Annotated in this window: 25 protein-coding genes; 5 read left to right on the forward strand and 20 right to left on the reverse strand. The window is 32.2% G+C overall.

Features of this window, described 5'->3' with window-relative positions; all coding sequences use genetic code 11:
* Positions 1-118: 118 nt before the first annotated feature.
* Complete coding sequence (locus EG358_RS01230) at positions 119-1,141, reverse strand: DUF4421 family protein (protein ID WP_123889984.1); 1,023 nt, start codon at positions 1,139-1,141, stop codon at positions 119-121.
* Positions 1,142-1,258: 117 nt separating this feature from the next.
* Here EG358_RS01230 and EG358_RS01235 point away from each other — a divergent pair, with 117 nt between their 5' ends.
* Complete coding sequence (locus EG358_RS01235; RefSeq protein ID WP_123889986.1) at positions 1,259-1,483, forward strand: hypothetical protein; 225 nt, start codon at positions 1,259-1,261, stop codon at positions 1,481-1,483.
* Complete coding sequence (locus EG358_RS01240; protein WP_076561422.1) at positions 1,471-1,761, forward strand: type II toxin-antitoxin system RelE/ParE family toxin; 291 nt, start codon at positions 1,471-1,473, stop codon at positions 1,759-1,761. Before EG358_RS01235 ends, EG358_RS01240 begins: the two co-directional genes overlap by 13 nt.
* 171 nt (positions 1,762-1,932) lie before the next feature.
* On the opposite strand, the gene feoB is transcribed toward EG358_RS01240, so the two are convergent.
* The 4 genes from feoB to EG358_RS01260 all read right to left on the reverse strand — a co-directional run bounded on the left by feoB (position 1,933) and on the right by EG358_RS01260 (position 6,130).
* Positions 1,933-3,918, reverse strand: a complete 1,986-nt coding sequence (gene feoB / locus EG358_RS01245) for a ferrous iron transport protein B (RefSeq protein ID WP_076561421.1) — start codon at positions 3,916-3,918, stop codon at positions 1,933-1,935.
* Positions 3,905-4,171: a FeoA family protein gene (locus tag EG358_RS01250; protein WP_115596391.1), complete on the reverse strand. Its 267-nt coding sequence runs from the start codon at positions 4,169-4,171 to the stop codon at positions 3,905-3,907. Before EG358_RS01250 ends, feoB begins: the two co-directional genes overlap by 14 nt.
* A gap of 172 nt (positions 4,172-4,343) precedes the next feature.
* Positions 4,344-5,279 (reverse strand): GLPGLI family protein, encoded by a 936-nt coding sequence (locus tag EG358_RS01255; RefSeq protein WP_076561420.1) that lies wholly within the window; start codon positions 5,277-5,279, stop codon positions 4,344-4,346.
* Between the two features lie 89 nt (positions 5,280-5,368).
* A complete protein-coding gene (locus EG358_RS01260) occupies positions 5,369-6,130 on the reverse strand; it encodes an FkbM family methyltransferase (protein WP_076561419.1) in 762 nt (253 codons plus the stop codon).
* Positions 6,131-6,333: 203 nt separating this feature from the next.
* Between EG358_RS01260 and EG358_RS01265 the strand changes: the two genes are divergently transcribed.
* Positions 6,334-6,831 (forward strand): DinB family protein, encoded by a 498-nt coding sequence (locus EG358_RS01265; RefSeq protein ID WP_076561418.1) that lies wholly within the window; start codon positions 6,334-6,336, stop codon positions 6,829-6,831.
* A gap of 51 nt (positions 6,832-6,882) precedes the next feature.
* On the opposite strand, the gene EG358_RS01270 is transcribed toward EG358_RS01265, so the two are convergent.
* From EG358_RS01270 to EG358_RS01280, 3 genes are all read right to left on the reverse strand, one after another.
* Positions 6,883-9,615, reverse strand: coding sequence for a carboxypeptidase-like regulatory domain-containing protein (locus EG358_RS01270; protein WP_076561417.1), 2,733 nt, complete (start codon positions 9,613-9,615; stop codon positions 6,883-6,885).
* A gap of 622 nt (positions 9,616-10,237) precedes the next feature.
* A complete protein-coding gene (locus EG358_RS01275) occupies positions 10,238-11,008 on the reverse strand; it encodes a GLPGLI family protein (RefSeq protein WP_076561416.1) in 771 nt (256 codons plus the stop codon).
* Between the two features lie 121 nt (positions 11,009-11,129).
* On the reverse strand, positions 11,130-11,348 hold the full coding sequence (locus tag EG358_RS01280) for a hypothetical protein (protein WP_076561415.1): 219 nt from the start codon (positions 11,346-11,348) through the stop codon (positions 11,130-11,132).
* Positions 11,349-11,791: 443 nt separating this feature from the next.
* Here EG358_RS01280 and EG358_RS01285 point away from each other — a divergent pair, with 443 nt between their 5' ends.
* Positions 11,792-12,676 carry a cupin-like domain-containing protein gene (locus tag EG358_RS01285; protein WP_076561414.1) on the forward strand — a complete coding sequence of 295 codons (885 nt, stop codon included), beginning with the start codon at positions 11,792-11,794 and terminating at the stop codon, positions 12,674-12,676.
* A gap of 30 nt (positions 12,677-12,706) precedes the next feature.
* Here EG358_RS01285 and EG358_RS01290 read toward each other — a convergent pair whose 3' ends face one another.
* The 12 genes from EG358_RS01290 to EG358_RS01345 form a co-directional block, all read right to left on the reverse strand.
* Positions 12,707-13,456: a metallophosphoesterase gene (locus EG358_RS01290; protein ID WP_076561413.1), complete on the reverse strand. Its 750-nt coding sequence runs from the start codon at positions 13,454-13,456 to the stop codon at positions 12,707-12,709.
* 111 nt (positions 13,457-13,567) lie between these two features.
* Positions 13,568-13,762: a hypothetical protein gene (locus EG358_RS01295; RefSeq protein ID WP_076561412.1), complete on the reverse strand. Its 195-nt coding sequence runs from the start codon at positions 13,760-13,762 to the stop codon at positions 13,568-13,570.
* 132 nt (positions 13,763-13,894) lie between these two features.
* The gene (locus tag EG358_RS01300) at positions 13,895-14,437 is read right to left on the reverse strand and encodes an RNA 2'-phosphotransferase (protein ID WP_076561411.1); all 543 of its coding nucleotides are present in this window, start codon (positions 14,435-14,437) and stop codon (positions 13,895-13,897) included.
* Between the two features lie 10 nt (positions 14,438-14,447).
* Positions 14,448-15,389, reverse strand: coding sequence for an ADP-ribosylglycohydrolase family protein (locus tag EG358_RS01305; RefSeq protein WP_076561410.1), 942 nt, complete (start codon positions 15,387-15,389; stop codon positions 14,448-14,450).
* Entirely contained in the window at positions 15,386-16,075 is a 690-nt protein-coding gene (locus EG358_RS01310) for an SIR2 family NAD-dependent protein deacylase (RefSeq protein WP_076561409.1), read from the reverse strand. The genes EG358_RS01305 and EG358_RS01310 overlap by 4 nt, the downstream gene beginning before the upstream one ends.
* Positions 16,076-16,171: 96 nt before the next feature.
* Positions 16,172-16,678: an O-acetyl-ADP-ribose deacetylase gene (locus EG358_RS01315; RefSeq protein ID WP_076561408.1), complete on the reverse strand. Its 507-nt coding sequence runs from the start codon at positions 16,676-16,678 to the stop codon at positions 16,172-16,174.
* 11 nt (positions 16,679-16,689) lie between these two features.
* Positions 16,690-18,264: a tetratricopeptide repeat protein gene (locus tag EG358_RS01320; protein ID WP_076561407.1), complete on the reverse strand. Its 1,575-nt coding sequence runs from the start codon at positions 18,262-18,264 to the stop codon at positions 16,690-16,692.
* Positions 18,265-18,402: 138 nt separating this feature from the next.
* The gene (locus EG358_RS01325; protein ID WP_076561406.1) at positions 18,403-19,473 is read right to left on the reverse strand and encodes an adenylosuccinate synthetase; all 1,071 of its coding nucleotides are present in this window, start codon (positions 19,471-19,473) and stop codon (positions 18,403-18,405) included.
* 3 nt (positions 19,474-19,476) lie between these two features.
* Positions 19,477-20,331: a hypothetical protein gene (locus EG358_RS01330; protein WP_076561405.1), complete on the reverse strand. Its 855-nt coding sequence runs from the start codon at positions 20,329-20,331 to the stop codon at positions 19,477-19,479.
* Between the two features lie 2 nt (positions 20,332-20,333).
* Complete coding sequence (locus EG358_RS01335) at positions 20,334-20,669, reverse strand: hypothetical protein (RefSeq protein ID WP_076561404.1); 336 nt, start codon at positions 20,667-20,669, stop codon at positions 20,334-20,336.
* 78 nt (positions 20,670-20,747) lie between these two features.
* Entirely contained in the window at positions 20,748-21,284 is a 537-nt protein-coding gene (locus EG358_RS01340; RefSeq protein ID WP_317048031.1) for an NADAR family protein, read from the reverse strand.
* Between the two features lie 372 nt (positions 21,285-21,656).
* Complete coding sequence (locus tag EG358_RS01345) at positions 21,657-22,352, reverse strand: NUDIX hydrolase (protein ID WP_076561403.1); 696 nt, start codon at positions 22,350-22,352, stop codon at positions 21,657-21,659.
* Between the two features lie 123 nt (positions 22,353-22,475).
* Here EG358_RS01345 and EG358_RS01350 point away from each other — a divergent pair, with 123 nt between their 5' ends.
* Complete coding sequence (locus EG358_RS01350; protein WP_076561402.1) at positions 22,476-23,111, forward strand: DUF1579 domain-containing protein; 636 nt, start codon at positions 22,476-22,478, stop codon at positions 23,109-23,111.
* The last annotated feature ends 136 nt before the right edge of the window (positions 23,112-23,247 follow it).

The raw sequence follows: 23,247 nt of genomic DNA on the forward strand, positions 1-23,247 counted from the left end.
AATTTTCCTGATTTTGAACTTCAATGCAAACTGCATTTTATTTTTTGAATCTTCAGAAAAAACAGATTATCTTTATTTTAAATTTTTCCGTTGCAAAGATACTCAAAAGACAACGAACTTATAAAACCGGAATTTTTTTCTGCATTTTATTATAATTTCTTTCTACAACCTTTGGAGGCGGAAAACGATAACCTATGTAGAGAAGCCCGTAAGTGTTGTTATTTTCGACAGTAGAATTTTCTTTTTCGTCATAAGCTGTAGCATTAAAGTTCAGTTTTCCACCAAACAAAAAGCGATCAGAATTGTATCCTATATGCAAACCTCCCGATCCTTTTGCTGTTATATATTGCTCATTTTGTTTTGGCCCTCTCGACCCATTTTCTAAAGTATCTTGGAAACTTGTAAATTTTCCACCAAAACCTAAGGTTAAAAATGGCGCAATATTAATTTTTTCGGCAATTACCCAATTGTAAAAATATCCGATGTTTGCTCCGAAATTGTATTGATATTCTTTACTTTTCAAACCGTCAATCGTATTGCTGAAAATTGTAAAATCATAATCTAAAAAAGGAACCCAGCTTCCTTTGCTGTTTTTTTGCCATTCACCTTGGGTATAAAGGCTTTTTAATGAGAAATCCTTTTTTAAAATATAAGAGGTGGAGCCTCCAAAAGTCTGAACTCTTAGATCCGGAAATTTAATATAAGGATCTCTATCTTTCTGCCATCCCGGAAGAAGATCCTGCATATTTTCAATATAAAATCCTTTTACGTTTTTATAATATAAGGTCTGTATAAATCTTTCAGGAAAAAATCTGAATCTAAAATCAGTATAAGAACTGTTTCCTTTTCTTTCATTATCATTATTTCCAGAAAAAAATCGAGGCGCGTAAGACACCGTGGCACTTATGATCTTGTAATCAACAGATAAAGAAGCCTTTGTCTTATTATTGATGGAAAGTATGGTTTCGTTTAAATTTTCTTCGCTGCCTTCAGAAAAAGTGTAATTTTCTATGTTCGTATCAAGGTTTACACGAATCATTACCTGATCTGCGTAAGATTTTATATCTGTACTGTCTGTTTGTGCTTTTGAATAAAAACCTGACAGACAAAGAAAAAAAACAGCGACTGCTTTTGAATTCAAATTGAATTTAATTTTAGGAAATGAAATTACTACAAATAATTTATAACAATCGAAAGAATTTATTTTTTTATGAAAATTCAAATTAGAAATAATTTATACCTTTGTAAAAAGCAGATTATGAATACGATAATAGTACATCCTACAACACCCGAAGAAACTAGCTTTTTAGAAAATCTTTTAAAAAGAATGAAGTTTTCTTTCGAAAAAGTTTCTGAAGAAATTGTAACTGTTTCTCCCGACGAATTAAAGTCTATTCATATCGGTATTGATGAAGCCAATGACAAAAAATTAGCCGACAGCTCTGATGTTCATCAAAAAGCTCGAGCATTATGTTCAAAATAAAATGGACTCCAGAAGCAGAGACATTATATTTTGAAACAATAGAATATTGGATTAATCATAATAAGTCTAATAATTATTCTTTAAAAATAATTGCAGAAGTAGAAAGAAAAGAGAAATTAATCTCTGCTAATCCTTTTATTGGCGCATTAATTTTTGGAACAAAAGAACAGATAAGAAGAGTCCTGATTTTAGAAAACTTTTCTATTTATTACAGGATAAAAGAAACAACTGTTGAGATTTTATCTTTTTGGGCAAATAAAAAAGATAGGCGATTTTAATTTGTAAAAATTCTTTTCTAAGAACATCCGCAATCTTTGTCGCACCCGGATCTTTTGGAACTGAATTTCTTTGGTGAAAAATTTTTCCTTATAAATCTATATAAAGAATAGCAGGCAAAAAGCACTAAAAGTGCGATAATGATATATTGAAAAATTAACGAAGAATCCATTTTACTTTAATATTTGGTAAGCTATCAACGACACAAAATATGCCAAACCTGTCATCATTACTACCTGAAAGCCAGTCCATTTCCAACTTTTGGTTTCTCTATAGACTACTGCAAGTGTAGAAACACACTGCATTGCAAATGCATAAAACAACAACACCGAAACTCCTGTCGCAAAGTTGAATACTTTTTCGCCATTCGGTTTTACATCGTGTCTCATTTTATCGATTACTTTCCCTTCCGGAGCATCGTCATCCAAACTGTATAAAGTAGACATTGTTCCCACAAAAACTTCTCTGGCAACGAAACTCGTGAGAATCCCCACACCCATTTTCCAATCGTAACCGAGCGGCGCAATGGCTGGCTCAATTGCTTTACCCATTTTAGCCAGATAAGAATGATCTAAATGAACATCCGTTGCAACAACCTCATCCGGGTTTTGTTTTGGCCCAAAATAGCTTAACACCCAAATAATGATACTTACAATGAAGATAATCTTTCCAGCTCCGGTAATGAAGTCCCATACTTTTCCTAACACCAATTTAAAATCGTACCCGAAAAGTGGCTTTTTATAAGTAGGCAAATCCATCACAAGATACGTTTTATTATCTTCTTTAATGAAATTTTTAAGAATCGCTGCCGATAATAAAGCAACAAAAAAACCTAAAATATACATGCCTAAAAGCACCAAGGCTTTATATTGAACTCCAAAAATAGTTTTATCGGAGATAATCAAACCAATAATAATGCTGTAAACCGGAAGTCTTGCAGAACACGTCATAAAAGGTGTAACCAATATCGTGAGCAACCTTTCCTTTAAATTTTCGATATTTCTGGTTGAAATTACCGCCGGAATTGCACAAGCTGTTCCCGAAACTAAAGGAACAATACTTTTTCCATTTAAACCAAATGGTCTTAAAAGCCTATCCATCAGGAAAACAACTCTTGCCATATATCCCGAATCTTCCAGTAAATAGAGAAAATACAAAAGAATCCCAATCTGTGGTGCAAAGATTATAATTCCGCCTAAACCAGGAACAATTCCCTGAGAAACCAATGAATTGATTGGCCCCTCCGGAAGATGTTCTCCTGCAAACTGAGAAAGCCAAGCGAAAGCTTCGTCGATCCAGTTCATCGGATATTCCGCCAAAAAGTAAACACACTGAAAAATTATTAAAAGGATAAACATGAAAACAATATATCCCCAAAATTTATGAACAAGAACTTTATCTAATTTCTCTGTTAAAAGTTCTTTAAACTGAGCTTTTTTAGTAATAACATCCGCCAAAATCTTATCAACATTCTGATAACGTCTTACCGTTTCCTTAACCTGTAATCTTTTCGGAACTATATTTTTTGATGCTGAATCTGATTTTTTTTCAAGCGTAACATTTACCCAGGCCTGGTAATCATTCTCTGCATTTTTATCAAGAAGGTTTTTATGTTCGGCAGGAATTTCAAAGCTTGCCTTTTCAGATGTAACAAAATCATTGGCAAAAACAGCTTCTTTAATGGCTTCTATTCCTATCTGTTCTTTTGCATTCGTCTGAATAACTTTGATATTTAATGCTTTAGAAAGTTTTTCAATATCAATGTGAATTCCTCTTCTTTCTGCCTGATCGATTTGATTTAACACCAAAATCATTGGAATTCCCAAATCCTGAATCTGCTGGAATAACAAAAGCCCTCTTTTAATGCTTAATGCTTCCAGAATATAAACCACTCCGGAATAATTTTTTTGCCCATCAATAAGAAATTTAGAGAAAATTGCCTCATCTTCTGAGCTCGGATAAATACTGTAAGATCCGGGAAGATCTACAATCTCCACTTCTTCGTTTTTGTAAGAATAATTACCTGAATGGCTTGATACGGTAACGCCCGCATAATTTCCGGTTTTCTGCTTTTTGTTTGATAAGGCATTAAAAACGGTTGATTTTCCTACATTCGGGTTTCCTACTAAAAGTATCTGTTTTTTGTTATTTTCCTGCATTAATCAAATCTTCTACAATGATAAAATCTCCTTCTTCTTTACGTAGTGCAATACGGCTTTTTTCATCGCCAAACTCCACATAAAGCGGTCCGTTGAACGGTGCCTGGTAAAGGATTTTAAACAGAGTTTCAGGAAGAAGCCCCATTTCTATAATTTTCGTCGGCATATTCAGATTATCATTATCATAGTCTACTATTTTCCCAATTTTATTTTTGGGAAAGCTGCTTAATGTATGTAATTGAATATCCTTCAAGACCCTAATTTTTGTGACTGCAAATATAATTATTTAAATTTAATCTAAATAACGTTATTTTTCATATTTAAAGGCAGTTAGATTTATAGTATCTTCAATTATTTGATACAATAAACCCAAACACATTACTGCATCTGGGTTTATTTTAAATATAGTTTAGTTAATCTGAAAATTATTTTTTATCTTTTTCCTTTCCTACTTTTTCTAGATTTCCAACACTTATAGAGTTTGCTTTTTCGATAGGGTTATCATTTGCATTGTAAAAATCTTTATACATTTTCTCCTGCTTTTTCATCATATCCCCAATTGTACCATCTGTTCCAGGCATTGGCCTAGACATTATTTCCTGTGACATCATAGGTCTTACAGAAGCAAAAGGATCTTTTTTAAAATCATTAAAAGTTTTGTCAAACTTCTCTCTTGTTAATTCTTTTGGTTTTCCGCCAGTTGCCTGCATCAAACTTTCAATGTAAGAAAACTCGTTGTAATCTTTAATTTTTTTATTTCCCTGCAATACCCAAGAATAATTTTTGCCGGCATCTTCAATTTTCACAATCAAACCGGGAAGTCCACTGAATTTATATGGCCCATCTTGAAAAGGAAGATCTGAAGAAAACCATGCAGTCCACGTTCTACCACCATATTCTGTAGTTGCTTTTTGGGTATTGTATTCGCCTATTTTTTGTTTTTCGTCTGATATTTTCCAGTTAAATTTCAAATCTTCTGTATACGCTATGTTTACTGGCGTCATTCCGTTCGCAACTTTATCCACATATTCCACTTTCATACTTGGGTAAAATTTGTGAATTCTCGCCGAAAATTTTGGTGTTTTAAGAGATTTTGAAAGGTCTTTGTAAGTGCCGGCCTTCTGCATAGCCTCTATTTCCACTTTTGTAATAGAATCTTGAGAAATTACAGTGTAATCCTGATAAACAGATCTGTTTTTGTCTGTAATATCCAACACGGTAATTACTTTATCGAGCTTGGCAGAGTCTTGCTTTGGCTTGAAAGTAAGTTCGTAAAAGAAGCGATTTGAGCTTTCTTTTGATTCTTGTGCATTGGCAAAAGCAAAAACAGCAATAAATAGTATTGAAAATAAATTTTTCATTGTATAAAAAGGTTTGCTTAATTAGTTTGCATTAGTTGTTTTTTGTTACAGATTTTCTGAAATAAAATTATTATTTATCTAAGCGAAGATTAAATAGAAAGATTTTCTATCACCAAATTTTCACCGCTTACAAAAAGACGATATTGTGGCCATGTTTTATTTAAGGTGTCAAAAAATATTCTTGTGGTGTCTTTCTGCATCGAGTCGTGCAGCTCGATAACGAGTATTTTTACTTTAGGCAACCAATCTTCATAGTTTTTAGAAAAGACTTCTTTTTCGCTGCCTTCTATATCCATTTTTAATACATCAATTCTATCAAAATTGTTTTCCTTGAGAATTGTATTAATACTAATTGCTTCTATAGTCCCGTTTTCATTGTCTTCCACGACCTGAATTCCCCACTTTGAGGCGTTTTCATCGATAATTTTTAATTTAACGTCACTACTCCAAACACCTTTATTGAGTAACTGTATGTCAGGATAATTTTCAAGATTCTTTTTTGCCATCCTAAAATTATCAGAATCGGGCTCAATAGTGATAAATTCAGCATCCGGAAATTTGTTTTTCATTAAGACTGTAAAAAGCCCCACATTACCTCCTGCATCAATAATAATTTTAGGGTTTTTGTAATGATACGGGTGATATTGTTTTTCTATAAAAATCTGTTTAAAAACTTCCAGATCAGATTGTTCATTTTTTCTGAGATGTATAGGATGTTTTATTCCGTAAAGAAAGATATTATCTAAGTTTGAAGATGATAGTTTTTTGTATAGTTTATATCCTTCTTTGAATCCGTATTCATTGTAATACGGTAAAAAATTTTTAAGGTTTGAATATAATTTTTTTCTCATTCATTTGAATTTTTTGCTAAAATAATTTTTTCTTTTTAAACTTTAATCTGTTTTATCACAAATTTGACAATACTCTATTAATCAGGCTCTAATTTTGTGATGACTTGCTCTCACATTAGAACCTTTTTCCTAAATATTTTCATCAAAAAAGTTTTTAGCTCTTTTAAAAGTTTTAAATTTAAGTTCACCTAAACAAATATGATATGGATACCTTAAAACAACTAAAAGACGAGCTTGAAACTGAGTACCAGACTACAAAAAGCTTTTTCGAAATTTATCCGGATGACAAAAATGATTACACTCCGCATTCTAAAAGTATGAAAATGATGCATCTCGCTACCCACATTTCGGAAGTTTTTGGCTGGGCAGGTTTTATGCTTAATTCTTCTGAACTTGATTTTGCCAAAAGCGAAATAGAACCGAAGCATCTTACCACAAAAGATGAGCTCTTAACCGTTTTAGAAGAAAACCACAAAGCAAGTCAGGAAGCATTACTTAAAGCATCTGAAAACGACTTAGAACCAAGATGGGCTTTGAAAAATGATGGTCATGAACTGGCTTCGTGGACGAAATATGAAGCAATTCGCCACAGTTTAAATCAGATTACGCATCACAGAGCACAATTGGGAGTTTATTACAGGCTGAATGACATCGAACTTCCCGGAAGTTATGGACCAACGGCGGATCATCCAAATTTTTAAAATATTTTAAAACAAAAAACCAATCTCAATGAGATTGGTTTTTCTTACTTTTTATTTAAAGTTGAATTTTACTGAAAGCATAACTTGGCTTGGTCTGAGTTGCATTGTCGTTTGAGTAATCGTGGCGTCACCAACACTGATTCGTTCAAAGACTTTTTTGTCAGCAATATTCATCCATTTTAATTCGAAGTCAACCTTCTTGGCAGTCCAACTAAATTGGTATGATAAATCAAAGAAACCATTATTCAGTTTAGTATCTCCCAGATTTGAGTTGATCTGATCCCAATAGAAACCAATTGTATGGCTTTCTAAAGGATAGAAAAATACATTTAAGTTGTGATTATAGTTTTCTGTTTTTCCTAAATCATTGCTAATAATTCCATTTGATTGTTTATTCCAAGTTTTTGTAAAGTTGAAATCTACACTCATCCACGAGAAGTAAGTATTATTGAATTTAAATCCTAAACTATTACTTTCGTTTGTAGTATTAATATCCTCGTTATTTCTTCTAGACTGAGACTTTGAAGTGGTATCATTAAAAGTTACTGAAGCATTAGTCTTAAATTTTGGGAAATACTTTCCTATTTCGGCATAATAAGAATTGTTTGTTCTTTTGTTTTCACTTTCTATATACTCTACAACACTAAAACCTAGATCATTCACTGCACTCGAAGCCAATAAGTTATTTTTGGTATCACTTAATCTATAACCTACATTAAAAAAAAGATTATTCAAAGGATTTCTATATTCTAATCTTGCACCACCGCTTTTTGTATTGGTTTGAGGAATAGGATTTTTAGGATTCATTACATTAAAACCACTTGGACTTGTTAAAACATATCCTGCATAAGCAGTTTGTATATCGCCGAAATTATTACTAATATTCCCGTTAACACTTGCTTTAAAGAATGATGCAAAACTGTACTGTGCAAAAAGATTAGGCGTAAATGTAGTTTTATTTAAAGTTTTTGAAACATTTCTAAATGCATCTTCAGCTTTAATATTATTAAAATTTACTGGTAAACTTGCCCAGACATTCCATGCGTCAGATTTGTAATTTGCAGTGATAGAAGCTCGCGGCGTAATTTCAGCAAACGTCAAATCATTTTCGTACGATAAATCATTAAAATTAAGTGGTATATCATCTGTAATACTTGGATTAGGAATTGCTGTTCCTTCAAAATTTGTATTAAGTTTATCTGTTGAGACATCAATCCCAATTTCTGGAGTAAAAGTCCATCCTTTAGCTGTAAAACTAATGTTTGCCGAATGTGAAGTATCCAATGTTCTAATTCTGAAATCCTGTAGAGCAGTACTTCCACCTGCAAAGTTTATATTCGTTATTGTATCTTTAACTAAATTTTTATAGGGTAGCTGTAAATAATTTGCTGGAGAGATCTCTAAAGTCTGTCTGTCATCTTGATAATTAATATATGATTTCAAATTCACCATTTTTTCTTTCCACGGAATAATTGTACTTAAAGAGTTTTGAAAAGATGAAGTTGGTGATTGTACGCTTTCGTTACCCGTTCTGTAACCAATTCTATCATTTCTCTCTGCAAAAGCACGGTCTCCGTTCCAAAATTGAGAAAAGGTTGTTGTATTCTTAAAGAATCCTTTCTTAGCATTCTTAGTAAAAATTAGCTCTCCTTTCAGCTTATCTGTGTAAAAGTTATTTAAAAATCTTGTGTTATATTGTGTTCCTTGTTGAAAATCTCTTGTAACACTATTAGATTCTCTCTCTACAGCATTATTGGTATAATTGGCATTTGCTTTAAATTCCCACTCTTTCTTCGAATCTATATTAGTAAGATAATTAGCAGATAAATAATGTACATTATTAAATAAATATCTCTTGACCGGAAGATTGGGTACAGAAGCATTTTCTACACCCAACCAGTTATTTTGTGAAGCGTTTCCTCTTCTGCCTTCCCAAGAACTTCCAAAAGCCAGAATGTTACCTTCATTTTCTACCTGCTCTCCCATATTATTCGTTTTGTAATTAACAACCCATTGTTGCTTTTTACTGAAAAACATAGGCGTTAATTTTACATTCCACAGCCACGGATCACCAAATCCGGAACCTACTTCTCCTCTACCCGTCATCGTTACAGATTTTTTAAGCCTAATATTAATTGCCGCAGCATCCGAAGGAATTTTTCCCTGTAACATTTTTACCGGTTGGTGGTTTTCTAAAACTTCGAGTTTTGAAATAGCGTCTTTTGGTAATGAGTTTGTAATCGTTCCGTAACCGCCTTCCATCAAGTCTTTACCTTCAACATAGAATTTATTGATCGCATTACCTTGGTAAAGAATCGTTCCGTCTGCATTTACCTCAATGCCCGGAATTTTTTTCATGATATCGGCCAAAGTACGGTCGTTCTTATTGTCGAAAGCTTTCAAATCATAAGAAATAGTATCGCCTCTTGCCGTGATCATTTTGGTTTTCAGCTGTACTTCTTTTATTTCGGTTGCTTCAGATTGTAATTTGAAGGCAAGGGTTTGATCGCTGTTGCTGATTTGTTTTGTGAGGGGTTTTTGATTAAAGGCTTTCACTTTCAGATCTACATTGGGTTCTGATGAAGTAAAAGTAACTTTGTATTCACCTTTAGAATTGGTAATTCCGTATGCGAGAATTGCATCTTTTCCGGGTTCTTCAATCGTTACACTTGCGCTTGGAATCGCCACACCATCTTCATCGGTAATTTTTCCGGAAACTGTTTTTTGGGCAAACGTTATCACAGAGAAAAAAACCATCAGGAAAAGGTAAATTTTTCTTTTCATATGTATTTATTTATTTTTTTAACGGTTAAATAGAATCGCAAGGCCTTGATTAATGAGTATTTTACCAATCTCTGCGACTTCATAATTTATTATTTGAGTAATTAGTTATGTGTTAAGCTCTTTTGTTACACTTTATAGAGATATAAATTTTATATAAAAGTTAAAAACAAAATTATCACTACAAAAATAGTGATAATTTTTCTTTACTTTCAATTTTCATCATTTTTTCTTTGATGTTTTAGTTTATATCATAAATTTAAATAATATATCATATGTGAGTAGGAAACAATTTAAAGAGACTAAGAATATTCTAATCAGGATATTGCCGATTTATTAGGAATAGACCGAAATACTAATGTAAATTGGGAAAGTGAGATTACAGATATTAAATCTCAGTACATCCCGAAATTGGTAGAAATTTTTGATGTAAAAATTCAAGATCTTTTTGATTCCGAAAGAAAATTAGAAATATCAAATAATACTTTTGACAATAAAGATAATTCAGTGGGTTTAATTATCTTTAACATTTCCGACAAAGAATCTGTGGATAAATTTAACTCTAAACTAGAAGATTTGATAAATAGCTTAAAAAAGATAGTTTTTTTACATAAAATTTCAAAAATCATTCGAAGGGCTTTAATTCTAGCGGATTATTATACCGTTTCCTCTTCGCTGTCATTATGTCTTCAGCTTCTTTTCTCATATCAGCATCCATTGGAAAACCAGCATATGTAAATTCTAAATTATAAGATGCTTTTAAAAAATCTTTTTTATTAAATTTCTTATACCCTCCCAGATTAAATTCAAATTTGTTGGGATATTCTTCGAGTTTTATTAACGTAAAATGATAATCATTTTTTGTATCATAAATTTCAAATATCAAACCGGGTAACCCAGTAAATTTGTATGGTCCGATCGGTATCGCATGTCCGGTAGAAAAATAGGCAATCCATCTCCTGCCATATTTATTGGTTGCTGCCATTTGGCACTTTACACCATTAATTATTTTCGTATCACTATAAAGTACCCATTTTAGTGTAACATTTTCTTCATATCTTAATCTTTCATCTCTGAACATACCGAACAAATTTGTTATACCATTTTTTTTTATAATTCTCTCTTGAAAATAATCTCCTGCTGTGAGGCTAATTCCATTTCCTTTTTTAGATGCTTCTTCCAAATCAAGATCTTTATGATAGTTCTTATAGCCAGCAAAATAATAGTCTTTCGTATTTCCTATCAATATAAAAGTTTGTGGTTTTACCGGATAATTATTACTAAATTTTAAAAAACTTTGGTAGGTTGCTTTAACTAGGGGGTTAAATTCTACTTTCTGAGATTTTACAAATGTACATATCCAAAATAGTACTATGCATACAAGATGCTTTTTCATACTGAGAGTTTTAATTTTTTAAGAATTGTGCTATTTTACCATCTCTACAAATAAATAATGGTAATTTCATAATTTTACTATTTCAAATGGGACAGGAATTCTTCCTGTCCCAAATTAAAAACTAGTTAAAAGTGACAGTTGGCCTTACACCATTACATTCTTTTTCGTTAATATTTGCTATGTGCCAAGCCATCAAAGATTGACTAGTTCCTTCAGTAAATGTGGTGTAATGTTTTACCCCACACGTTGAAGTCCAAACTGCCATAAATTTTTCAGCAAAAGACATAATTGATAAAGTCATGATGCTAAACATAGCACCTAATAAAAATTTCTTTTTCATAATAAATTGGATTTAAAATTAATAAATAATTGTTTCCCTACCTGTACAATTTTGTCTAGAATAAACAGTACAGATCGGATGATGCATCATTTTATGACTTTTAAAAGAAATAAATACGGCAGAACGCCTGAAATGTTTCGCGAATTCTCATCTGTGTCATATAGCAAACATACTAAAAAAAATTCCTTTTTTTTACAGATTTTATTTATCATTTTACATGTTTTATTCATGAAAAGCATTTTATGAAATATTTTGTTGATTAAATATTTATCACAAATACTTGTTCAACATAATTAGTATTATGTAATAGTTTTTATAGTGTTTAAAAATAAATTTTTATTCGATCTAAATAGAAAAATGATTAAGGTCATAGATTAAAAATATCTTAATTCATTTTCCGTAAGTAAATATTTAATAATTTTGTAACATAAAATTTTAAACAAATGGGGGTTATTCTAAAGCCTATTGATATTGTCGACGATATTACTCAGGAGGAGTTTCGCGAGAAATATCTGATACCAAGAAAGCCGGTGGTGATAAAAAATATGGCTAGAAAATGGCCAGCCTATCAAAAATGGACGATGGATTATGTGAAGGAAGTGGTAGGAGATGTTACCGTTCCCCTGTACGACAGTGCAAAAGCAGATCCTGCAGCGCCAATCAATACTCCGACAACGGAGATGAAGTTTGCAGATTACATCGATTTAATCCAAAGAGAACCCACAGATTTGAGGATTTTCTTTTTTGATCCTATCAAAAGGGCAAATAAATTATTGGAAGACTATATCTCTCCTTCAGATTTGATGGGTGGTTTTTTAGATAAATATCCTTCCATGTTTTTTGGAGGAAAAGGCTCGGTAACCTTTTTACATTTTGATATTGATTTAGCTCATATTTTTCATACGCACTTCAACGGAAGAAAACATGTTTTACTTTTTGAATACAAATGGAAAGACAGACTGTACAAATTACCTTACGCTACTTATGCTTTGGAGGATTTTGATATTTCCAATCCTGATTTTGAAAAATTCCCTGCATTGGACGGTGTGGAAGGAATCGAATGTTTTCTGGAACATGGCGACACTTTGTTTATGCCAACCGGATGGTGGCACTGGATGAAATATCTTGACGGAAGCTTCTCTCTTTCGCTTCGTGCATGGGACAAATCCTGGGCTGTAAAAGCAAATTCTTTATGGAATCTTACCGTCCAAAGAAATTTTGACAATATCATGAAAGGTCAATTCAAAAAGAAATACATGGATTGGAAAGAAAAAAAGGCTGTGGAAAGAGCCAATTATGCTTTGAAAAAAGGATTGCCTAGAAAATAGAAAAACACGCTTCGAAATGGAGCGTATTTTTTATTTTACTTTAATATTATAATTATTTCGACCTTTTTCATTTGGATATAAATTTGGTAGCAAGTCGCTCTGCCAGAATTCTTTAGTTTCAACGTTCATTATCGACAATGCGCCTGTAAAAGCAGCGCCTGTATCAAGATTCCAAATATTGGCTTTATTCACAGGTTTATCAACTCCTAAATGCAAAGTTGGCGTATGTCCAATGAAAATTTCCTTATATAGAAGTAACCTCTTAGGATAAAGTTCTGAGTTTTTTGATAACTTCTTATCCATTGCAACTGCAGTTTCCCATAAGGTTCTATCCCAACGATAATTGCTTGAATAAACTTCTTTTTCAGGACCGTGCATCGAAGAATAACCGGCATGAATAAACAAACGGTTTTCTTCATCAACATAATAATTTTTCATCTTTTGAAAAAATTCCAGGTGAATTTCCAGCTCTTCCAAAAAATATTCAGAATAACTGTCAACTGTACTTTGTCCACCGTTGAAAAGCCAGACATCGGGAGCATTTCCTAAAGACAACCAATCTTCCGTCCATGCATCATGATTTCCCTTGATGAAAATACATTCCTGCCTTTCGGAAAGTTTGATTAAAAATTGAATGACTTGAGAAGATTCACTCCAGCCATCAACATAATCTCCAAGGAAAATTAATTTATCATTTTCGTTAACATTGGCTCTTTCCAAAACTTGTTTCAAAGCTTTAAGGCCACCGTGAATATCTCCTATTGCTAATGTTCTTTTCATTCAAATCATTTAAAAACCTTTTGATTGTCCTAAATTTCTAATTTTATTTCACATAAAAAACCCCTAATAGTGTGATACTTTATAGGGGCATTTTTTCACTTTATTACTTACTTAAAAAGCATACCAACGTCCACATTTATTAACGCAAAATGGTTCAAAGTCAGGATCTGCGGTAGAAGCTTGAATGCAAGCTGCTTCGGTAGTGTAATATGGCCTACCTGATCCCCACCAAGATGCACATTCTGGTGTAATTCCTCCTTTAATTAATTTTAAATTTTCTCTTGAGATTTTGTTTAATTTTTTCATAATGATTAGTTTGATTTTCCTACTCTATACGGTTTTCAGATACCCCGATATTAATACACTAATATATGAAATATATTATAACAAAATCAAAATTTTTTTTATAGATAATTTTAATTTTACTATTCGTCTTTATTATTGCGAAATGTATTTAATATCTACAAAATCTGTCAGCCAAACATTATTTTCAGAAAGATAAAATTCTATCCCATCATCAAACATTTTTTCTGTATTGATGGTTAGAATAATCGGTTTTCCGTGACGCATTCCGACTTTAGTTGCCGTTTCAATATCCTGACTCAAATGAACGTGTTGTCGGTTTCTTTTTTCAATTCCTTTTTCTAAAATGGATTCGATATTACGTTGCGCAGTTCCATGGTAGAGAAATTCTGGCGGCTGTTGCGGAATTAAAGCTAAATTAATATCAATCGAATGCCCTTGATTTGCTCTGATTCTTGTTTTATCTTCATTAAAAATAAACCGTTTTTTATCATTAGTTTGTACAATTTCATCCAATTCTTCAAAAGTAAAACCTTGAGAATCGTTTGTGGATTTTGTAATCAGTTCGTCAACATCTGCCCAACCGTTTTCATCCAAATGCAAACCGATAATTTCTGGATGATGCCTGAGAACGTAGCTCAGGAATTTGCTTGTTTTTTTCTTATGCTGTTCGTTCATGGTTTGTGTTTTATTTCATTAATTTGTTTTCTAATTTTTCACACAAAAGTTCAATATCCTCTTTTCTCACCAACTCCGCAATCCACTCATCAGGAATGTTTTCAAAACCATAATAAATTCCTGCAATTCCACCTGTAATAGCTCCGGTTGTGTCGGTATCTTCTCCTAAATTGACGGCTTTTAAAACTGCCTCAGAATAATTTTCTGTGTTTAGGAAACACCATAATGAAGCTTCTAAGCTATGAAGAACGTAGCCACTTCCTCTAATCTCGTCTTCCGAATATCTTGAAATATCATTTCTTAAAACCTTTTCAAAAAGCTGAATCTCATTTGGGTTAAAACCTTGAATTTCTGCATATTTCAAAGCTGTTTTTTGAACATGATTGTATGCTTCTTTTTTGTCTTTTCCTTTAATTAATTCAATAGCAAAAATAACATAGATAAAGCAAGCAAAAACAGAACGAAAATGTCCGTGTGTAATTGATGAAACTTCTTTTACGATTTGATATAGCTTTTCAATATTTTCTTCATCTTTAAAATAAAAAGCCAAAGGAAGAATCCTCATCAAAGATCCATTGCCATTATCTTCTTCAAAAATATTTCCTGAAAACCTAGCGCTTTCACCTTTAATTAATCTTGCAATGGAATGTCTTGTTGTTCCGCCAATATCGAAAAGTCTTCCGTGGGCCGTCCAATGTCCATATTTATTCCATTTAACAAAGCTTTGTCCTATTTTTTCGAGATCATAACCTTTTGTCAATTCATCAGCTAAGCAAAGAGTTAATGAACTGTCATCGCTCCAAGTTCCTTTGGGTTGATTCCAAGACATATATTCCAAATATCCGGTAACAGGGTATGTTTTTAAATCTTCTCTTTTCTTAAATTCCACCGGAACTCCCAAAGCATCGCCAATACAAACCCCGAAAATTCCGGCTTTTACAACATTTTTCATTCCGCTAGATTTACCAATTTATCAAACAATAATTTCATTCCTTTTGTTGCGGTTTCTTTCATTACAACGGCTCTTTGCCCGTATCCGAAGCCTGTTTCGTTAGGATTGATGACAATTAACAAACAATCATCTTTGATGTCATGAAGCAATCCTGCAGCCGGATAGACCTGCAAAGAAGTTCCGATTACTAAGAAAATATCGGCTTCTTTTGCTTTTTCCGTGGCTTCTTTCATCAACGGAACTTCTTCCCCGAACCAAACAATTAAAGGTCGTAATTGTGCTCCGTCTTCTGCTTTGTCTCCAATATTGATATCTTCTTTTTGATCGTAAATCAAACTTTTATTATTGCATGAGCAAGATTTCAACAACTCTCCGTGAAGATGAATGATATTTTTTGAACCCGCTCTTTCGTGAAGATCGTCGATATTTTGAGTGATAATTTGAACATCAAAATATTTTTCCAAATCTGCAATTAATTTGTGCGCATTATTCGGTTCAACTTCATGGATTTGACGACGCCTTTGGTTGTAAAATTCAAGAACTAATTCTCTGTCTTTTCTCCAACCTTCCGGACTTGCCACATCTGGTATGCTATGATTTTCCCAAAGACCATCTCCGTCTCTGAATGTTTTTATTCCGCTTTCGGCGCTGATTCCTGCGCCGGTTAATATGGTTAGTTTTTTCATTTGTTTATTTTTTTAATCTCCCGCAGATTTAGCAAATTATGCAGATTTTTCAATCGAATTAACCTGCTAGATTATTTAGAATCGGAATATTTAAATTCATTCCAATAATTTCTTGTAAATCTCTTCATTTTCATCATCAAAACAGACGAAAATAACTTTCTCGATAACATCAGATTCGAAACTTTTCACTTCCTGAATCGCAATTTTTGCAGCTAATTCTTTCGGAAATCTATAAACTCCCGTGCTGATATTCGGAAAAGAAATTGTTTTTACATTTAAGCTTTCAGCTAATTTTAATGAGTTTTTATAGCAATTCGCTAACTGTGGTGAACATTTTTCTTCATCGTTATTCCAAATAGGACCGACCGTATGAATAACATATTTTGCAGGAAGATTTCCGGCTGTGGTTACCACAGCTTCTCCGGTTTTACATTTTCTTTGTCTATTTCTGATCTGTTTACATTCATCTAAAATTTCCGGTCCTCCTGCACGATGAATTGCTCCATCAACTCCGCCACCGCCAAGTAATGAAGAATTGGCAGCATTGACGATGGCGTCTGTTTTTATTTTGGTGATGTCACCTTTTATTAATTCAATTTTCATCGTTTTTAGTTTTATTTAAATGGTTGTCTTGAAATATGAATTTCTGCTTCAATTTCTTTATTTTTCAACTCATAATGAAATGCCGATGCCCATTCATCTGCTCTTTCTACTTTTGGCCCCAATGTAATTTTCTTTATACTTTCTGAAACTTCTGTCAACTCAATATAAACACGTGGTATTATAAAATTTTTATCTACAATTTTATCGAATCCCATTCCTTTTTGTACTAATCTAATTTCGTGTTCATATTGATATTCTATTCCTTTAAAAAGAAAAGCAATTTCAAATAATAGCTCTTCAATATCAATTTGAATCTTTATCTCTTCATCTTTTTTACTAAATTCTTCAATAGCATTTTTAAGTTCTAAACAATATTTATTTAAATTTTTAATTTTTGTTCCTAATATTTTTTCATCTGGAATAATAAATTTATTATCTTTCCAATAAGCAACTTTATAGAATTTAATTTCTGGTTCATTTTCCTCTAAATTTGTTGTGCCAAGTTCTTTTTGAATTTTTTCTCGTAATTTATCTACTTTCATTGTTAACGCACAACCTCTAGCCTCATCCTTTCCTTCTTTTCCATACATCCTCCACATTGTTAAATCATTATGTTTATTTTCTGAAACAAAACTTCCAATAAAAGGTTTTTGGACAAAAATTTCATCAACTGGATTTTCCTTTCTACCAAAAGGTGATTGATAATTTAAAAAAGAAAAAAGCTCTATCCCTTCTGATGTATCATTAAGATATGCACCTTCTGATAACCTAAATCTGCTATCTTCAAAAATTAATAATTTTGTTACAGAAATACTTGTAAAATGTGTAACACATTCATCTGTATACTCTAATGTTTTTTTTATTTTAGCAACAATCTCTTTTATAATTTTATAATCTTCACTTGCTAAAATTTTATTTAATTCTTCAAGCTTTTCGATTGCAATATTATAATATCTATCCTTTCTTTTATCACTTTCTAACTCAATAAATCTTTGATAGTTTCTCTTAGAGTGTTTATATTTTTTTTGCTGAAAATTTAAATAAGCTAGGTTAAAATAATTTGCAGACGACTTTGAGTTTATTTTTAGCGCTTTTAGATACAATTCTTCTGACTTTTGAAAATCGTTATCAAGTTGATAAACAACTGCTAAACCAATATATGAATTTGAAAAATTAGGATCTAAGTTCAATGCTTTTTTATAGCAATCTTTCGCACTTTCTAAATCAATCTTTCTTACAAAATAGTTTCCTAATCCGTGATATGAAAGAGGGTTTTTGGGATCTATCTCAAGCCCTTCTTCAAAAGTTTTTTTTGCTTTTTCAAAATTTTCTTTTTCAATAAAATAACATCCTAAATGAAAATTTGCTTTTACATTCTTTGAAATTTCTAAGCTCTTTATAGCATAAATTTGATAATTTTTTTTATTGCTTTTACTCATTGATTCTGTTACTTCAGCATACAGCTCATAACTGCTAAATGCTTCTAAAACTGAATCAGTGAGAATATTTATAACTTCATTATAATTTCCTTCTAGATTAAGTATTTTTACTTTTTCAAGTAACTCCTGTTTATTCTCTGTAATCATGATTTAATTTTTTTGATTATTACCTATACCGCTTTCTCTTAAAAGCCTTATTTCCGCTATTAAACTGCAGAAAAAGCTAATAAATTCCGTCATTAAATATAAAACCAATATTTCCAAATAAATATTTTTTTAAAATCATCAATTAATTCTTTTAAAATCCTTTGAATACGGAGAATAAAATCCATAAACAATATCAAATTTTACATCAAGATTTTCTATTTTAAACTCCTCATCCAATTGATCTAAACAAGTCACAACCAGATTTTTCTTATTGGCAAAAACATAAGCTTCATCCAATTTCAGAGCATAATTTAATAAGTCATAATCTAAATTACCAAAGCGGAGATCCTTTTGATATTCATTAAAAATACAGGTTTCCTCTTCATTATTTTTTAATGTCAAATTATTTTCATTGCTCATCCAACCGCTTCCGTGACGTGTTGAATAAGATCTTGTGACGTAAAACATTTCTATATTTTCAATCTTTAACAATTTACAAACTTCATACGCATTTTTTGAGGTGGTATTGGCAAATGTTACGTTCGGGAAAACGCCATGATCCATATCCAACAAAATCCCCTGACTTCCTTCAAAAATAAGATTGTTAAACGAATTCAGATAATTGTAACCTTCAATTTTCCAATCAATTTTATCAACGGCATTTAAAAAATCCTGTAAAGCATTTTGAATTTCCTCTCCTTCTTCAAAACCGTAATAATTGGCAATTCCTTTTAATTTTTCAATTAACATTGATTTTGGAGCGATTAAATCAATCGCAAATAACTTAAACGGGCTTTCATTTCTTTTCATCGTTGCTCCAACGCCTTTTCCGCACGTTCCATGTTCTAAGTTTTTGACATTTTTTCTATTGCTTAAAACATCAAAAGGCGTGGTTACTTTTGCTAAAGGATGAATATGCAGTTCAATATTTCCGTTTTTCTTGATCAATTCTTTTCTTTCATTGAATAAAAAAGTCGGATGAATCGTACAGTGCTCGGTAAAATAAGAAGGCAAACCCCGCAACGCTCCACTTGCAAAACTGGAATGAATGTGCTTTTTATTATCAATCATCACCGTATGCGCCGCCTGTTGACCGCCAGAAAACCTAATAACTACTGACTCAGGATTTTGCTGAGCCAGAAAATCGGTGGTGATTCCTTTTCCTTCATCACCAAAACCTAAGCCTATAATTATTTGTGCTGTTTTCATTTTTTAATACATTTGAATATTATTAAAACCACCTAAATCTTTAGTTTTACTAAAGCCTTCTTTAAATTTACTGCAAACTACATCTTTAATTACCTTCGGAACATCTCTGTAATCTTCAATAGACAAACAGTTTTGCCCCAACAGATCTTTCCATCCTTTATTTGCATATTCTGCCTGCCCGGAATGTAAAACGCTAATGTGAAAAACTTCATATCTTTTTTGAGCTTCCGCCAATAATTCTGTGTGTCTGAAAGTCTGTTGACCCGTTCCCATCAACTCTCTAATCGCAGAAGCCGGAAGTGTTTTCAAGCAAGGTTCATCACCCACCGTAAATAACAAGCCTTTTTGATTTCTTTTTTCAAAAGCATCGGTTCTGGTGTGAAAAGCCGCAAAATACCAAGCCAATAAATAACTTTCTCCAGCATTTCCTCCACCGCCTGATTCAATATAGGTTCTTGTCAACCACATATCCAATTCTTCATCTCCTGATTCAAACTGACCAACTTGTAAAGGATAACCGTCACATTCATGGTCTCCGATTCCTAAAAATAAAAGTGCGGGATCGGGAACTCCGCCTTGGATGATTCCACCCATTAATTTTGGGAGACCTTCTTTAATTAATTCATGAGGAATATGTCCCATACTTCCCGTTACATCAAGCCCTAAAATAATAGGAACAGAATTCGGATGAACCGCAGAATCTCTTGATTCTCTGAAAGAAATATTTTTAGGATTCATTGATTCGTGTGCCATTCTTTTTGCATTCTGAGTGAAAATTTCACTGGCAGATTTTGATGCATAACCTTCTCTTCTTGCTCTGTCATAACGAGCGTCCATGTCGTATCTTGTACTTCCCATAACTAAAATTTTTTACCAAATAAATATTCAAATCTTTTTGTAGAAACTTCCAGTTGAATATTTAGATTTCTGATTAATAATGATAATTCTATGTCTTTCTGAACGAATGCTTCCGGCTGAAAATCGGCAAATGTCAAACTGTTTTTGTCTAACGGACTGATGTCGATAAGACCTTCCTGTTCGCGTTCCAGTCTTTTTATTTTCAGTTCAATGTCTTCAACTCGGCGTCTGTATATCAACTCTGAATCTTCACCGATTGTTCGGGCTCGATCTTCTCTTATCTGATCATTATTTCTTTGTAATGATTCGATAAATCTGGGTTTTAAGTCTTCTTCCATGTTTTTATATTTTATTTGTGTTTATTTTACACTAATTTGAAACTGTATAGCTTTGCCTTAATTCTTTGCGAAATATTTCTATTCTTTTAATAAATCTCTAACTTCCATTAAAGCAAATCCCAACAAATTTTCTCCATTCCAGAATGAAGGATTTTGTGCTTTTGAATCTGTTTCCAGCATTCCGATTCCCCAGACTGTGTCGTATGGACTTGCTTCTACTAAAATTTTATTATTTGTCGATAATAGAAAATCTTTAAACTTCTGATTTTGCGAAAACTTTAAAAAATTTGCTCTTTTTACGATTTCATATTTTTGCTCGTCCCAAATTTTTGAATCAAAGTTTTTTACTTTTCTACCTAAACTATTAGCTTGATTTGGAGTTTCAGATTTTAAAATCTCTTCTAAAATTTTATCGTCATTAAATAATTTAGCTTTTCCAGCCATCATATAATGTTCTGCAGTTTTATATTCAATTCCTTCTTCTTCAAATTTAAAAGGAAACCATTGACTGAAACAAGCTTTTGTAATTCCTCTTTTACTGTATGTCCCCAGAAAAATAAGAATTCTATGTTTTCTTTTTTCTGAAATTTTTCTATTGTATTTTGTAATGTGTATTTCATGATTGCGTTATTATTACACAAATATAAAACAATCTGATTTTATTAGCCAAATTAATTTGTGTTTATTTTACGCTAAATAATTTAATTATCTGATTTTCAGTATTAAAAACTTATTTCATTTAAATATTAAATGCATAAATATTTTTCACAAATGGTTCAGATTTGAATATTGATTGATGAATTTCGATTGGAAAAAGAATTAAAGAAAGTGGTTTATTTGCTCATTTTGTCATTCTGACGCAGGAAGAATCTCAACACTAATTTATAGATTCTTCATTCGGCTTCGCTTCATTCTGAATGACATTGGAGAAGTAATATATTGTTAGAAATTCATGCAAAAAGATTAGTGAAATTTGTATTAATAAAACTATTTAATTTCAAAATAAAAACCCTGTTCTTCAAGCTCTTTATACTTTTCCTGATTGAAAGTGAATAATTTCCCGGGTCTGCCGCTGCCTTCTTTTTTAAATTGGGAGGTTTCATTGAGAAGTCCGTAGCTCATGATTTTTTTTCTGAAATTTCGGCGGTCAATTTCTTGTCCTATAATAGTTTTGTAAAGATTTTCGAGTTCAGAAAACACAAATTCTTCATTTAAAAGATTAAAACCAATCGGCTGATATTGAATTTTCGTACGAAGTCTTTTTAACGCAATATCAATAATAGTTTGATGATCAAAAGCCAATTTAGGAAGTTGATTCACACTGAACCATTGCGCGTCTTCCGCATCAGAATCTGCAAACAATTCGTGATAAGAAGGATTGACCAAACCCAAATAAGCTACCGAAACTACTCTATTTCTAGGATCACGACCTACATTCCCGAATGTATAGAGTTGTTCCAAAAAATCAGGTTTTATGCCAGCTTCTTCCTGCAATTCTCTTTTTACAGCATCATCCAGATTTTCATCATCTAAAACTAAACCTCCAGGTAAAGCCCAACCGCCTTTGAATGGTTCAATATTTCTTTTAATTAAAAGAATTTGAAGATCTTTTTTATCAAAATATCCGAAAATAACGGCATCGACAGCGACTTTGATATCCTGTAATTTTTTTTGAGAATCCATAAATTAATTTGCGTTACGAGTACACAAAAATAGTAATTAGAAATTTGAATGTCAAGATTAAAATAATTTATTTTTGGATTCTATTTTTCATTAAATTTATAAACAACTAAAAACTAAATAATTATGAAAAATTTATTCTTTACAGCCTGCGCTGCACTTCTGTTTATCGCTTGTGATAAAGCAAAAATTGATGTAAAAACCTCTGACGGAAAAGATTCTATCGCCAATGAAGAATGGAAACCGGTAGATTCTGCAACCGCAAACAAAGCATGGATGGAATTTGCCACACCCGGAGATATGCAGAAAATGTTGGCAAAATCTGACGGAGTCTGGCTTGGAGAAAATACAATGTGGATGGAAGACGGCGGAAAACCTATGACAAGCACCTCGACAACGACCAATAAAATGATTTTTGACGGGCGCTATCAAAGTAGTGAACACAAAGGAAACTTTATGGGAATGCCTTTTGAAGGAATGAGCATTACGGGGTATGACAATGCTAAAAAGAAATTTGTAAGCACTTGGATTGACAATATGGGAACCGGATTGATGAATATGGAAGGCGATTGGGATGCATCCAAAAAATCTATTGAATTTAAGGGAAAAATGACAGACCCTACCAGACCCGGAAAAGACTGCAATATGAGAGAAGTCTATACTTTTGTAGACGACACTCATCAAACTTTAGAAATGTATGGTCCTGATTCTAAAACAGGCAAAGAGTATAAAACAATGGAAATAAAATATACGAAAAAATAAAATTTAACCCGTTTTTGGTTAACCATCATGAATAAAAAAAACCGCAGAAATTTTCTGCGGATTTTTTTATATTTTTTAGCTTGGTTAGTAGTTAAGTTTTAATAGTTTCATGAATACTTTTGTAGCATCTCAACTA

It is taken from the genome of Chryseobacterium indoltheticum, assembly GCF_003815915.1.
In the GTDB taxonomy this organism is placed as follows: Bacteria; Bacteroidota; Bacteroidia; order Flavobacteriales; family Weeksellaceae; genus Chryseobacterium; species Chryseobacterium indoltheticum.

Excerpts from the sequence above, each read along its gene's own strand:
- EG358_RS01235 (WP_123889986.1), top strand. The coding sequence starts at position 1,259 with ATGAATACGATAATAGTACATCCTACAACACCCGAAGAAACTAGCTTT.
- EG358_RS01240 (WP_076561422.1), top strand. The coding sequence starts at position 1,471 with ATGTTCAAAATAAAATGGACTCCAGAAGCAGAGACATTATATTTTGAA.
- feoB (WP_076561421.1), bottom strand. The coding sequence starts at position 3,918 with ATGCAGGAAAATAACAAAAAACAGATACTTTTAGTAGGAAACCCGAAT.
- EG358_RS01255 (WP_076561420.1), bottom strand. The coding sequence starts at position 5,279 with ATGAAAAATTTATTTTCAATACTATTTATTGCTGTTTTTGCTTTTGCC.
- EG358_RS01260 (WP_076561419.1), bottom strand. The coding sequence starts at position 6,130 with ATGAGAAAAAAATTATATTCAAACCTTAAAAATTTTTTACCGTATTAC.
- EG358_RS01265 (WP_076561418.1), top strand. The coding sequence starts at position 6,334 with ATGGATACCTTAAAACAACTAAAAGACGAGCTTGAAACTGAGTACCAG.
- EG358_RS01270 (WP_076561417.1), bottom strand. The coding sequence starts at position 9,615 with ATGAAAAGAAAAATTTACCTTTTCCTGATGGTTTTTTTCTCTGTGATA.
- EG358_RS01275 (WP_076561416.1), bottom strand. The coding sequence starts at position 11,008 with ATGAAAAAGCATCTTGTATGCATAGTACTATTTTGGATATGTACATTT.
- EG358_RS01280 (WP_076561415.1), bottom strand. The coding sequence starts at position 11,348 with ATGAAAAAGAAATTTTTATTAGGTGCTATGTTTAGCATCATGACTTTA.
- EG358_RS01285 (WP_076561414.1), top strand. The coding sequence starts at position 11,792 with ATGGGGGTTATTCTAAAGCCTATTGATATTGTCGACGATATTACTCAG.
- EG358_RS01290 (WP_076561413.1), bottom strand. The coding sequence starts at position 13,456 with ATGAAAAGAACATTAGCAATAGGAGATATTCACGGTGGCCTTAAAGCT.
- EG358_RS01295 (WP_076561412.1), bottom strand. The coding sequence starts at position 13,762 with ATGAAAAAATTAAACAAAATCTCAAGAGAAAATTTAAAATTAATTAAA.
- EG358_RS01300 (WP_076561411.1), bottom strand. The coding sequence starts at position 14,437 with ATGAACGAACAGCATAAGAAAAAAACAAGCAAATTCCTGAGCTACGTT.
- EG358_RS01305 (WP_076561410.1), bottom strand. The coding sequence starts at position 15,389 with ATGAAAAATGTTGTAAAAGCCGGAATTTTCGGGGTTTGTATTGGCGAT.
- EG358_RS01310 (WP_076561409.1), bottom strand. The coding sequence starts at position 16,075 with ATGAAAAAACTAACCATATTAACCGGCGCAGGAATCAGCGCCGAAAGC.
- EG358_RS01315 (WP_076561408.1), bottom strand. The coding sequence starts at position 16,678 with ATGAAAATTGAATTAATAAAAGGTGACATCACCAAAATAAAAACAGAC.
- EG358_RS01320 (WP_076561407.1), bottom strand. The coding sequence starts at position 18,264 with ATGATTACAGAGAATAAACAGGAGTTACTTGAAAAAGTAAAAATACTT.
- EG358_RS01325 (WP_076561406.1), bottom strand. The coding sequence starts at position 19,473 with ATGAAAACAGCACAAATAATTATAGGCTTAGGTTTTGGTGATGAAGGA.
- EG358_RS01330 (WP_076561405.1), bottom strand. The coding sequence starts at position 20,331 with ATGGGAAGTACAAGATACGACATGGACGCTCGTTATGACAGAGCAAGA.
- EG358_RS01335 (WP_076561404.1), bottom strand. The coding sequence starts at position 20,669 with ATGGAAGAAGACTTAAAACCCAGATTTATCGAATCATTACAAAGAAAT.
- EG358_RS01345 (WP_076561403.1), bottom strand. The coding sequence starts at position 22,352 with ATGGATTCTCAAAAAAAATTACAGGATATCAAAGTCGCTGTCGATGCC.
- EG358_RS01350 (WP_076561402.1), top strand. The coding sequence starts at position 22,476 with ATGAAAAATTTATTCTTTACAGCCTGCGCTGCACTTCTGTTTATCGCT.